Raw genomic sequence first — 12,344 nt, 5'->3', positions numbered from 1 at the left:
ATTATATATTTATTTTTCGTGCTTATTACCATCCTCCAGAGGCACCACCTCCACCAAAGCTTCCTCCTCCAAATCCACCACCAAACCCACCAGAAGAACCACCAAAGCTTCCTCCACTAGAAGAACCAAATCCTCCACCAAAACTTCCTCCTCCTCTACCAGCGTTACTTAAAATAATGGTTTCTAAAATACTTCCTGCTACATCACGTTTTCTATAACGTCTTCCTCCTCCTCTATTATTTTTGTTACCTCTAGAAATTAAAATAAAAATTACAATAATTATAATGATAAAAAATATTATACCTGGATCAAAACCTTCTGATTCATTTTGACGAGTTCCTGTAAACTGGCCATTTAAAGTCATAAAAATATAATCAGACCCATAATCTAATCCACTGTAAAAATCTCCTTTTTTAAATTCTGGAATTATAACTCTCTCAATAATTCTTTTAGATTGAAAATCGGTAAGCAAATACTCAATACCTCTACCATTTTGTATAGCTATTTTTCTGTCATTTTTAGCTAACAAAACTAAAACACCATTATCTTTTTCATCATCTCCTATCCCCCATTTTTCTCCCCAATTAGCAGCTAAATAATTGACATCTTCTCCTTTTGTAGAATCAATTATAACAATCACAATTTGAGTAGATGTTGTATCTGAATAACGAACTAACTTAGTTTCTAAATTTGTTTTTTGAGTTGGTGTTAACAAATTTATATAATCGTATACACTTGTTTGAAATTTAGATTTTTCTGGTATTACATATCCTTGAGAAAAAAGACTTAGAGATAATATAAAACTAAGTGTTACTAACAATTTTTTACTAAAAACTAAAAAATGAGAACTAATAACTATCTTTTTCATCCTTTAGAAATTTCATTAGACAGTTCATTTTCATCACCAATTTGCCAAGGAAAATGCTCTTTTAATTCTTCGCCAGCTTTTAAGATACCTTCAACCAAACCTTGTTTAAAGTTTCCTTGTTTAAAATGAGATTGCATAATATTTTTGGTTGAGTTCCAAAAATCATCAGGAACAACATTGTTAATTCCTTTATCTCCATAAACAACAAACTTTTTATCATTTACAGCAACATAAATTAATACCGCATTTTCATCTTTGGTATTATTCATTTTTAATAGATGGAATACTTCTAATGAACGTTCATCATGATTTTTATCTGAAGATGCTTCAATATGAACACGAATTTCACCAGAAGTATTTTTCTCTGCAATTCTAATAGCAGAAATAATTTCTTGTTCGTCATCTGGAGTAAGAAATGCTTCTACATTTGACATTTTTTACTCTTTAAATTTTTCACCAACATCAATAGCATTTTCAGATCCTGGATTAGATTTGTAAAGATCCATTTCATCAAAATTCATTACTCCTGCTAAGAAAGAACCTGGGAATTTTTTTATCAACTTATTATAAATATTTACACTTTCATTAAAACGGTCTCTCTCCATTTTAATTCTATTTTCTGTACTTTCAATTTGACTTTGTAAAGCCAAAAAATTCTTATTAGCCTGTAATTCAGGATATTTTTCAACAACAACCATCAACTTTCCAAGAGCTCCTGACAAACCAGACTGTGCTTTTTGGAATTGAGCCATGTTTTCAGCTGATAAATTGTTAGCGTCAATTTTTGTAGATGTAGCTTTGGCTCTAGCTTCAATAACAGCAGTTAAAGTTCCTTTTTCATATTCTGCTGCATTTTTTACTGTACTTACCAAATTTCCTATCAAATCATTCCTTCTTTGATAAGCACTTTCTACGTTAGACCATTTAGCTTTTGCATTTTCTTGAGTTTCTACAGCTGTGTTTTGAAATCCAACTGCCCAATTATAGATTCCATATACAATAACAGCAATAACTATTACTGGAATTAACCATTTTTTCATAATTTCTAAATTTTAATTTTTGTTGATTTTTGTAATACAATATTACCTAATATTCTTGTAATTATAAAGAATATCAAACGCTATCTAGTAAATTAGACACCTTAATAAAAGAAATGTTACAATTGATTTTTAATTTTTACCAATTCTGCTTTTACAGCCTCTAATCTGCTAATAATTTCATGCTTCTCAAAAGTAGATTCTGGGTTTTTTTTCAACTTTTGTTTTGCTCCTTCTAAAGTAAAACCTCTCTCTTTTACCAAATTAAAAATGAGCTTAAAGTTTACAATATCTTCTTGCGTAAATAAACGATTTCCTTTGGCATTTTTTTTAGGTTTAATAATATCAAACTCCTTTTCCCAAAAACGAATTAAAGATGTATTTACATGAAAAGCTTTTGCAACTTCTCCTATTTTGTAATATCTTTTTTCAGGTAAATCTACATACATAAAACCTAAAATTTAATCATAAGATTGCCCTTCTTCTTCTGCTGCTTTTTGCATTGCTGCAAATTCATCTGGAGTTAAATCTCCGTAATAAAAATTAATAGGATTTAAAGCTCTATCATTTTTATGAACTTCATAATGTAAGTGAGCAGAAACAGAACGCCCTGTATTACCTACATAACCAATTAAGTCTCCTCTTTTAACTTTTTGTCCTTTTCTAGCTTTCATTTTACTCATATGTGCATAAATAGTTTTATACCCATAACCATGATCTATGTATATAACTTTACCAAAAGTAGCGCTTCTTTCTGCTCTAATTATTTTTCCGTTACCAGATGCATAAATAGGTGTTCCTACAGGCGCTGTAAAATCCATTCCTTTATGAAACTTTCTAATCTTTAAAATTGGATGCATTCTCCATTTATAACCAGATGCCATTCTTGTTAAATGTTCTAATTTAACAGGTAAAATTGCTGGTATAGATGCCAACATTTTTTCTTTTTCTTTGGCTAAAACCACTATTTCATCTAATGATTTAGACTGAACAACCAACTGTTTAGAAAGCACATCTATATCTTTAGTTAGTTTTGTAATCATTGTAGAATTATCGAAACCATCTAAATATTTATACCTGTTAACACCACCAAAACCAGCAGTTCTTTGCTCTTCTGGTATTGGGTTTGCTTCAAAATAAGTTCTATAAATATTATTATCTCTTTCTTGCAATTGAGCTAATATAGCAGAACTTTCTTGCATTCTTTTAGAAAGTAACTCATAATGCAATTTTAAATTTTCTAATTCTCTTTTTTGAGCACGCTCATTAGGAGACATTATAAACTGGCTAAACACAATAAAACCAATGAAGGTTGTTAAAAAAACAGCCAAAACACCAAAAACAGTTTTCTTATATACATCTCCTTTCTTTACAGTAATTTTCCTGTAAGAAAGTGTGTCTGCATCGTAATAATATTTTACTTTTGCCATAAGATGATTTATACTATTTTTGTACAATTAAAAAGAGTTTTAAATTTAAAACTCTTTTTAATAACACACAAATTTACAAAATGTTTTACAATTGCTTTTTTAAAGTGATTATTTTAAAAATAAATTAACAAAAATCCAACTTGTTGGAAACTTCTTTTCTTATGAAATCACAAGATATTCGTGCTACTTTTTTAAATTTTTATAAAGAAAAAGAACATTTAATTGTTCCTTCTGCGCCTATGGTAACAAAGGATGATCCTACTTTAATGTTTGTAAATTCTGGAATGGCTCCTTTTAAAGAATATTTCTTAGGAAATGGAATGCCAAAAAAAAATAGAATATCAGACTCACAAAAATGTTTACGTGTCTCTGGTAAGCATAATGACTTAGAAGAAGTTGGTTATGACACTTACCATCATACCTTATTCGAGATGTTAGGCAATTGGTCTTTTGGCGATTATTTTAAGAAAGAAGCTATTGCTTGGGCTTGGGAATTATTAACCGAAGTTTATAAAATTGATAAAAACATTTTATATGTAACCGTTTTTGAAGGTTCTAATGATGCAGATAATTTAAAAATGGATACTGAAGCGTTCGATATTTGGAAACAATATATTTCTGAAGACCGAATTTTAAAAGGAAATAAAAAGGATAATTTCTGGGAAATGGGTGAACAAGGACCTTGTGGACCATGTTCTGAAATTCATGTAGATATTCGTTCTGATGAAGAAAAAGCAAAAGTAGATGGAAAAACTTTAGTAAACGAAGACCATCCTCAGGTAGTAGAAATTTGGAATTTAGTTTTTATGCAATTCAATAGAAAAGCAAACGGAACTTTAGAAGACTTACCAAACAAACATATAGATACAGGAATGGGTTTTGAACGTTTGTGTATGGTTATGCAAAACGTAAAATCTAATTATGATACTGATGTTTTTACACCAATAATTAGAGAAATTGAAACTATTACTCACGTAAAATATGGTAAAAACGAAAAGCAAGATATTGCAATTCGTGTAATTTCAGATCATGTTAGAGCAGTAGCATTTTCTATTGCAGATGGTCAATTACCAAGCAATACTGGTGCAGGGTATGTAATTAGACGAATTTTAAGAAGAGCAGTACGTTATGGGTTTACTTTCTTAAACAAAAAAGAACCTTTTATTTACAGATTAGTAGATGTTTTAAGCAAAAAAATGGGAGATGCTTTCCCTGAACTAAATGCACAAAAACAATTAATAGAAAATGTAATTAAAGAAGAAGAAACTTCGTTTTTAAGAACTCTAGATCAAGGTTTATTATTACTAGATAAAATTATTGAAAACACTTCTGGTAAAGAAATTTCTGGAAATAAAGCTTTTGAATTGTATGATACTTATGGATTTCCTATAGATTTAACCTCTTTAATTCTTTCTGAAAAAGGGTTAACTTTAGATGAAAAAGGATTTGAAACTGAATTACAAAAACAAAAAAACAGATCTAGAGCTGCTAGTGAAATGTCTACAGATGATTGGACAGTTTTAGCTGATGATAACCAAGAAGAATTTATTGGTTATGATGCTCTAGAAGCAAATGTAAAAATTACAAGATACAGAAAAGTTACTTCTAAGAAAGATGGTGAAATGTATCAATTAGTCTTTAATTTAACTCCATTTTATCCTGAAGGAGGAGGGCAAGTTGGAGACAAAGGGTATTTAGAAGATTCACGTGGAGACGTAGTTTATATTGTAAATACAAAAAAAGAAAATAACGTTATTATACATTTCACTAAAAATATCCCTAAAGATTTAAATGCAATTTTTAAAGCTGTTGTAGACAAAAAACAGCGTTATAGAACAGAATGCAATCATACAGCAACACACTTGCTGCACCAAGCATTAAGAGAAGTTTTAGGAACTCATGTTGAGCAAAAAGGTTCTGCTGTTCATTCTAAGTATTTACGTTTCGATTTTTCTCATTTTTCTAAACTGACGGTTGATGAATTACGTGAAGTAGAAAACTTTGTAAACAGAAGAATTGAAGGTAAACTTCCGTTAGAAGAAAGTAGAAATATTACTATGGAACAAGCAATTGCTGATGGAGCAATGGCCTTGTTTGGCGAAAAATATGGCGATACAGTAAGAGCTATAAAATTTGGAAAATCTGTAGAACTTTGTGGAGGAACACATGTAAAAAACACCAGTGATATATGGCATTTTAAAATAAAATCTGAAGGAGCTGTTGCTGCTGGTATTAGAAGAATTGAAGCCATTACTAATGATGCTGTAAAAGATTTTTATTTCGAAAACAATAGAGCTTTGTTTGAAATTAAAGATATACTAAACAACACCAAAGAACCTGTTAAGGCTGTTAAAAAATTACAAGAAGAAAATGCTTCTTTGCAAAAACAGATTGAACAGTTATTAAAAGATAAAGCTCAAAATTTATCGGGTGAAATTAAAAATCAATTACAAGAAATTAATGGTGTACAGTTTTTAGCAACAAAAATTGATTTAGATGCAAACGGAATTAAAAATCTTGCTTTTGATATTGGAAAAGAGCATAAAAACTTATTCCTTTTATTTGCTACTGCTCCAACAAAAGAAAAAGCAATGTTAACATGTTATATTTCTAAAGAATTAGCAAAAGAACGTGGCTATAATGCTGGAACTGTTGTTAGAGAATTAGGAAAATTAATTCACGGTGGTGGTGGTGGACAAAATTTCTATGCTACTGCAGGTGGTAAAAACCCAGGTGGAATTCCTAAAGTACTTGAGAAAGCAAAAGATTATTTAGTTTAAAACACAAAAGATAAACTCTGCAAGAAAGGTTCAAAATTTTATTTTGAACCTTTTTTATTTTACCTTTATACTATGCAGCTTCAAACTACAATTCCTTTAAAAAAAGAAACAAAAAATCTTATAGATTACAATTCAAAAGTATTTCTATTAGGTTCTTGTTTTTCTGAAAACATTGGCAATCAACTTAATTATTACAAATTTCAAACAAATCAAAATCCGTTTGGAATTCTTTTTCAACCAAAAGCTATAGAAACCTTAATTACGAATGCTATTAATGAGAAAATTTATACTGAAGAAGATTTAATTTTTCAAAATGAACGTTGGCATGCTTTTGATGCACATTCTAGCTTAAGTTTATCAAATAAAAATAAGATTTTAAACAATTTAAACTCAACTATTTTATCTACAAAAAAACAATTACAAGAAGCATCACACATAATAATTACACTAGGTACTTCTTGGGTTTATAGGTTTATTGAAACAGACACTATAGTTGCAAACTGCCATAAAATTCCGCAGAAAAAATTTTTAAAAGAATTACTCACTATAGATGAAATTACAGAAAGTTTAGAAGCAATTATATTGCTTTTAAAAACCTTAAATAAAGATGTAAAAATACTTTTTACAGTTTCACCTGTCCGTCATTTAAAAGATGGGGTTTTAGAAAACACACAAAGTAAATCTCACTTAATTTCGAGTATTCATAATGTAATCGATAAAAGGAAAAATACTTTTTATTTTTATAGTTATGAAATTATGATGGATGAATTACGAGATTATCGCTTTTATGCAGAAGACATGGTACATCCAAATAAAACAGCTATAAACTATATATGGGAACGTTTTGTGGCTACTTGGTTTTCAGAAAAATCGATGCCAATAATGAAAGAAATTGATGTAATTCAAAAAGGAATGTTGCACAGACCTTTTAATGAGACCTCAGAAAGTCATCAGAAATTTTTACAAAACTTAGAATTAAAGAAAAAAAGAATTGAAGAACAATTTTCTTTTATAAATTTTTAAAATACGTCAAATGCCGTATTGATTTTAAGGTTTGATTTATTGATTTTTGAAAAGCTTAATAGCTTTTTTTAAATCATAAATATGAAAAGTAAACTGTATGTTTTATTAACCCTATTAATTTCTTGTTTCTTAATTTCTAACTCTGCACAACCTGGAGTTTGGAATGCTGGTGGTAGTGGCAGCTTTACTCTTTTATATCCAGAAGACACTATTGCCTATAAGAAAATTCAGATGAAATCTGAAAATATTTATATGCAACTTTATAAAGGGTTTGCAACTGTAAAAGGAAACTATTATTTTAAAAACACCTCTAAAGACACTTTAAAAATAAAGGTTGGTTACCCAATAAATAATGTGTTCGAAAACATAGAGTTTCATCACCAAGTAAATGAAGTTAGAGTAGATGGTTTATACAAAATTAAAGGGCTCGTAAACAAAATTGAAGCCAAGTTATACAAAAAACCTAACCATAAAAAAGATAATTGGTATGTATGGCAAGTTGCCTTTCCTCCAAATAAAATTACAGAATTTACTGTTTATTTTTTAGTAAACACCAACAATGCAAAAACTACTGAAGGGTATGAGTCTGACAAAAAAAATGCATTTATTTATTTAATAGAAACAGGGTCTATCTGGAAATCACCAATTGAAAAAGGTAATTTCTATACTCAATTTAAAGATAAAATTTCAATAAAAAATGTAAAAACCAGTACTCCTACAGTACTTTATTTTGATAAAAAAAGTGCTACTTTAAATTTTACACTATCAAATTACGGAAAAAAACCAGATCCAAATTTTGTTATTACATACGGAAAAAAACTCTCTAATTTTAATTTTGAAAATATCACAAAAAATAGTTCTGCCTATTTTAATGAAATAGATACTTTTTCTAAAGAAAATTTTAAGATTGTAAACTTTAAAGAAATTTCACTTCCAAATGCATATAAAGTTGGCGTAATCTCTAACAAAACGATTGGTTTTCTCTTTTATTTATCTGTGTATGGAATTCCATTTTTTACAATACTAATTGTCATTTCACTTTTAATACTACTATACAAAAAGATTAAAAAATAAAACTTTTTTTTTAATTAGCAGAAGTAAAAATAAGGCAAATGACGTATTTTTTAAACTTTAATATTATCTGAAATTTGAAAAAAATAATACATAGTATCTCAAGAAATTAAGATTGTTTTTTAGGGTTACAGATGGTTGGTGTTTTCTAGAACATACGCCAATCATCTCCTTTAAAAAAATAATTTTCAAAACCTTAAAAACAAACAACATGAAAAAACTACCAATTTTATTAACATTATGTTTAGCGATTCATTTTCAAGAATTTAGTCAGACAGAAATTTACAATTTAACATCACAAAACTTACACAAAAACGTTCAGAAAACAATAGAACATTATTATACTTATGATAAAAATAGTGGCGGTTTTGTAAAAAAATCTGTAAGTATTAAAAGATATAATGATAATGGTAATTTAGCAGAAACTTACTACTTGTACAACAGTACTTTTTCTGAATCTAATCCTACAAAGAAGGTTTACAATTACAACAACAAGGGGTTATTAACTAGTACAAAAAACATTAGCGATATAATAGATAAATACGCTTCTCATTACGTTTTTACATATGATAAAAAAAGAAATCTCATAAAAAGAGAATCAATTTCTAAAGATGGTAGTAAGTATATTACTATTTATAAAAATGATAGAAAAGCAAGGGTTACAAATAAAAAAGAATATAATAAAGAAAACAAACTTACTGCAGAAACTAATTACACCTACAAAGGCAATAAAAGAACAGAAAATAGAACGAGCTTTAGTAGTAAAGATGGTAGTATTTCTGGAAATTACATTACAATTTTTAAGGATGGTATAAAAGTATCTTATAAGTCCAATAGTAAATATAGCGACTATACCACAACATATGTATACAATAAAAAAGGAAGCTTAAAAAAATCTGAATCTACTGGAAAAACAAACTCTTCAACTACTTATGATTATGTGTATGACAAAAAAGATAACTGGATAAAAAAACATTACAAATCTAGCAAGTATCAATACTTTTATTTTAGAGAAATTTACTTTAAAAATGGCGACATTACAGGAAGCAGTGATTTTGACAGAACCTTTATAAATAGACATGGAAATTTTGATAATGTTGCAGTTGTGCCCTTAATAAAAAAAGATTTAAAGAAAAAAAACACTCCAAGTTACGATTCTGGTATGCCTACTTTTAATTATAAGAACTGGAACTATACTTTTGTGAATATGAAAGATAAAGTAACAGATGTATCTGGTAAAGTAAATCTTTCAATTCCTGATAATTCAAAATTATCTAATGGTGCAAGTGTTAAATTTAAAGTAGAAATAAATGGGACAGATACAAAATACCTAAACTACACTGTAAGCTCTTATTATTATGACACAAAAACTAAAAGACATTTTTGGACTTTAAAATCTAAAACAAATGATTCTAAAGGTACGTTGTGTGTTTTTAAAGAAGCTCAGCTCTTAAGAAATGTAGATATTATTGGTCTTTTAATGATTGGAAAAGATGAAAACAAAATTAGTTTCTATTTACAAAACTAAGAACTTATATTAATGGATTCTTTACCAGAAAACACAAAAATTTTATTACTATCTATTTTATTATTTATAACAGTAATTTTAATTTATTTTACAATAGATTATAAACGGATGAAAGTCTTAGAATTAAATAAATTAGATAATCTGTTTTCTGAAATTGAATACGAAAAACTGATTGCAAAACAATTAGAAAAGGTTCCAAAGGAAATTTATTTTATAAAAAAAGGGATGCAGCAAAAACTGCAAAAAATTAAAGTTGATATTTTAAATATAAACTTTACATTAAATGAACTTTTAACCTAACCATAAAAATTATTTTTTTAGTAATTTTTATACCGAATAGACAATTAAATAATTATATAATAATTTGTAAATTAGTCTTTTAATAACAACTACACATACTTTATGCTTAATTTCGTTTTAAAAAAACTTTTTTTTTCAATCATAATTATAAGTACAACTATCTCATTATTCTCGCAACAAAAACAAATAGACGCTTTAAAAGAAAAGTTAAAAGGCAAAAATATTAATGATTCTATTAGAATAAAATATTTAGGAGATTTAGGCTGGTATTATTCTGGTTTTGCAGCAGATTCTGCTTTTAAGTATAGTAAACTTGGTTTAAACCTCTCTATAAAAACAAATAACTTAAATGGTATTGCACAAGGTTTTAATGATATTGGTATTATTTACTACAGAATTTCGCAATTTGATTCTTCTTTAGTATTTTATAAAAAATCTTTAAAAATTAGAAAAAGAATAAAAGATAGTTTAGGTATTGCAAGTATTTACAATAAGTTAGGTATTGCTCATAACCAACTATTTCATTTAGATTCAGCAATATATTGCGCACTAGAATCTATTAAAATTTACAAAAAATTTGGTAGACAAAAATTGGTTGCAATGAACTTAAATAATGTTGCTAATTTATATAAAGATTCTAAACAGTATTTAAAAGCATTTAAAACTCATAAAGAATGTTTAAAAATAAGAATGCAATTAAAAGACTCTATAGGTTATGTTTATAGTTTTAATGGTATAGCAGATTTATATGGTATTTTAGAAAAAAAAGACAGTTCAGAAATCTATTATAAAAAAGCATTACCCATAGCAAAAAAATTAAATCTAAGAAATGAATTATCTGTTATTTACAACAATTTAGGTACTTTATATAAAAATCAAGGAAAACAAAATAGTGCTCTAAATCTTTTTAACAAATCTCTAAAACTAAGAAAAGAAATAAATGACAATTATGGTATTATATCTTCTTACATTAATCTTTCTTTAATTAATATTGAAAAAAAGAAATTTAAAATTGCAGAAAAACAACTTTTAGATGCACTCTCTAAAACAAAAAAAATTAATACCACAGAACAACTTATTTACATCTACAAAGGGCTAATTTCTGTAAAAGGAAACTTAAATGAACCAGACAGTTTAGACTTCTATTTTAAAAAGTACGAACAAATTAACGATTCTTTATATAACAAACAAATTGTAGAGCAGATTGCAGATATAGACACTAAATATAAAACTGCAGAAAAAGAAAAAGAAATTTCTATACAAAAAGAGCAATTGTTATCTCAAGAATTATCTATTAAAAACAAAAGTTTATATGCTCTTTTATTTGGGGCAAGTTTTATTATACTAGCAATTATTTCTGTTGGTGTTTTTAGAAAAAATCAATTTAAAAGAAAACAATTACAAAAAGAAATCGATTTAAAAGATGCTTTATCAACAATAAAAACTCAAAATAGATTACAAGAACAACGCTTAAGAATTTCTAGAGATTTACACGATAATATTGGCTCTCAGTTAACTTTTATAATTTCATCTGTAGATAATTTAAAATACATTTCTAAAGATGCTAATCAAAAATTAAAAGACAAACTATCTAATATTAGCTCTTTCACATCACAAACTATTGACGAATTAAGAGATACAATTTGGGCAATGAATAAAACCGAAATTTCGGTTGAAGATCTGCATGCAAGAATTTTGTCTTTTATTGAAAAAGCAAAAATAGCTACAGAAAAAACAACGTTTAAAATAACTGAAAATATAGATAAGAATGCTAATTTTTCATCCTTAGTTGGTATGAATATTTTTAGAGTAATTCAAGAAGCTATTAACAATGCTATAAAATATGCAAATGCATCTAAAATTGAAATCAACCTAATTAAAAAAGACAATAATTTTGATGCTATTGTTAAAGATAATGGTACTGGTTTTAATATAAAAACTGTAGATTTAGGAAACGGTTTAAGTAATATGGAAAAAAGAATGAGTGAAATTAATGGAAGCGTAAATATTAATTCTCAATTAGAAAAAGGAACCAAAATTTCAATTTCTATATCATTAAAAAATACGACAAATGACGTATAACATAAAAACTGCTAAATTCTTAATTTAGTGAAAAAACTAACCAAAATGACTTTGAAAATTTGCATAGCAGAAGACAATTACTTTTTAGTAAAAACTATCAAAGAAAAAATTTCTTTTTTTGATGATATTTCTGTAAAATTTCTTGCAAAAAATGGTGCAGAACTAATAGGAAAACTAGAAGAAAACCATAATATAGATGTAATCTTAATGGATATTCAAATGCCT

11 protein-coding genes and 1 pseudogene are annotated in these 12,344 nt (G+C 27.3%); 7 read left to right on the top strand and 5 right to left on the bottom strand.

Annotated elements, in window-relative coordinates; genetic code table 11:
* Window positions 1-25: 25 nt before the first annotated feature.
* From ABJG40_RS02640 to ABJG40_RS02620, 5 genes are all read right to left on the bottom strand, one after another.
* A complete protein-coding gene (locus tag ABJG40_RS02640; protein WP_348023033.1) occupies window positions 26-868 on the bottom strand; it encodes a TPM domain-containing protein in 843 nt (280 codons plus the stop codon).
* Window positions 865-1,302, bottom strand: a complete 438-nt coding sequence (locus ABJG40_RS02635) for a TPM domain-containing protein (protein WP_348023032.1) — start codon at window positions 1,300-1,302, stop codon at window positions 865-867. Before ABJG40_RS02635 ends, ABJG40_RS02640 begins: the two co-directional genes overlap by 4 nt.
* Window positions 1,303-1,305: 3 nt before the next feature.
* On the bottom strand, window positions 1,306-1,908 hold the full coding sequence (locus ABJG40_RS02630; protein ID WP_348023031.1) for a LemA family protein: 603 nt from the start codon (window positions 1,906-1,908) through the stop codon (window positions 1,306-1,308).
* A 116-nt stretch (window positions 1,909-2,024) separates the two neighbouring features.
* On the bottom strand, window positions 2,025-2,354 hold the full coding sequence (locus ABJG40_RS02625) for a MerR family transcriptional regulator (RefSeq protein WP_348023030.1): 330 nt from the start codon (window positions 2,352-2,354) through the stop codon (window positions 2,025-2,027).
* 12 nt (window positions 2,355-2,366) lie between these two features.
* Window positions 2,367-3,335: a M23 family metallopeptidase gene (locus ABJG40_RS02620; RefSeq protein ID WP_348023029.1), complete on the bottom strand. Its 969-nt coding sequence runs from the start codon at window positions 3,333-3,335 to the stop codon at window positions 2,367-2,369.
* Window positions 3,336-3,496: 161 nt separating this feature from the next.
* Here ABJG40_RS02620 and alaS point away from each other — a divergent pair, with 161 nt between their 5' ends.
* The 7 genes and pseudogenes from alaS to ABJG40_RS02585 form a co-directional block, all read left to right on the top strand.
* The gene (gene alaS / locus ABJG40_RS02615; RefSeq protein ID WP_348023028.1) at window positions 3,497-6,115 is read left to right on the top strand and encodes an alanine--tRNA ligase; all 2,619 of its coding nucleotides are present in this window, start codon (window positions 3,497-3,499) and stop codon (window positions 6,113-6,115) included.
* A gap of 72 nt (window positions 6,116-6,187) precedes the next feature.
* Window positions 6,188-7,138, top strand: a complete 951-nt coding sequence (locus ABJG40_RS02610; RefSeq protein ID WP_348023027.1) for a GSCFA domain-containing protein — start codon at window positions 6,188-6,190, stop codon at window positions 7,136-7,138.
* 81 nt (window positions 7,139-7,219) lie between these two features.
* Window positions 7,220-8,212 (top strand): hypothetical protein, encoded by a 993-nt coding sequence (locus ABJG40_RS02605; RefSeq protein ID WP_348023026.1) that lies wholly within the window; start codon window positions 7,220-7,222, stop codon window positions 8,210-8,212.
* A gap of 208 nt (window positions 8,213-8,420) precedes the next feature.
* Complete coding sequence (locus tag ABJG40_RS02600) at window positions 8,421-9,737, top strand: hypothetical protein (protein WP_348023025.1); 1,317 nt, start codon at window positions 8,421-8,423, stop codon at window positions 9,735-9,737.
* Between the two features lie 12 nt (window positions 9,738-9,749).
* Window positions 9,750-10,037, top strand: a complete 288-nt coding sequence (locus ABJG40_RS02595; protein WP_348023024.1) for a hypothetical protein — start codon at window positions 9,750-9,752, stop codon at window positions 10,035-10,037.
* A 102-nt stretch (window positions 10,038-10,139) separates the two neighbouring features.
* Window positions 10,140-12,119 carry a sensor histidine kinase gene (locus ABJG40_RS02590; protein WP_348023023.1) on the top strand — a complete coding sequence of 660 codons (1,980 nt, stop codon included), beginning with the start codon at window positions 10,140-10,142 and terminating at the stop codon, window positions 12,117-12,119.
* A 45-nt stretch (window positions 12,120-12,164) separates the two neighbouring features.
* Window positions 12,165-12,344, top strand: a pseudogene (locus ABJG40_RS02585) (DNA-binding response regulator); the annotation flags it as partial.

Origin of the sequence: Polaribacter sp., assembly GCF_039939415.1 — a bacterium.
Lineage (GTDB): Bacteria > Bacteroidota > Bacteroidia > Flavobacteriales > Flavobacteriaceae > Polaribacter.
The sequence above is the reverse complement of the archived record's forward strand: the minus strand, read 5'-3'. Positions and strand labels throughout refer to the sequence as shown.

What these genes read in the sequence shown, in the direction of transcription:
- alaS (WP_348023028.1), top strand. Translation starts at nt 3,497, where the DNA reads ATGAAATCACAAGATATTCGTGCTACTTTTTTAAATTTTTATAAAGAA.
- ABJG40_RS02635 (WP_348023032.1), bottom strand. Translation starts at nt 1,302, where the DNA reads ATGTCAAATGTAGAAGCATTTCTTACTCCAGATGACGAACAAGAAATT.
- ABJG40_RS02620 (WP_348023029.1), bottom strand. Translation starts at nt 3,335, where the DNA reads ATGGCAAAAGTAAAATATTATTACGATGCAGACACACTTTCTTACAGG.
- ABJG40_RS02600 (WP_348023025.1), top strand. Translation starts at nt 8,421, where the DNA reads ATGAAAAAACTACCAATTTTATTAACATTATGTTTAGCGATTCATTTT.
- ABJG40_RS02590 (WP_348023023.1), top strand. Translation starts at nt 10,140, where the DNA reads ATGCTTAATTTCGTTTTAAAAAAACTTTTTTTTTCAATCATAATTATA.
- ABJG40_RS02640 (WP_348023033.1), bottom strand. Translation starts at nt 868, where the DNA reads ATGAAAAAGATAGTTATTAGTTCTCATTTTTTAGTTTTTAGTAAAAAA.
- ABJG40_RS02605 (WP_348023026.1), top strand. Translation starts at nt 7,220, where the DNA reads ATGAAAAGTAAACTGTATGTTTTATTAACCCTATTAATTTCTTGTTTC.
- ABJG40_RS02595 (WP_348023024.1), top strand. Translation starts at nt 9,750, where the DNA reads ATGGATTCTTTACCAGAAAACACAAAAATTTTATTACTATCTATTTTA.
- ABJG40_RS02630 (WP_348023031.1), bottom strand. Translation starts at nt 1,908, where the DNA reads ATGAAAAAATGGTTAATTCCAGTAATAGTTATTGCTGTTATTGTATAT.
- ABJG40_RS02625 (WP_348023030.1), bottom strand. Translation starts at nt 2,354, where the DNA reads ATGTATGTAGATTTACCTGAAAAAAGATATTACAAAATAGGAGAAGTT.
- ABJG40_RS02610 (WP_348023027.1), top strand. Translation starts at nt 6,188, where the DNA reads ATGCAGCTTCAAACTACAATTCCTTTAAAAAAAGAAACAAAAAATCTT.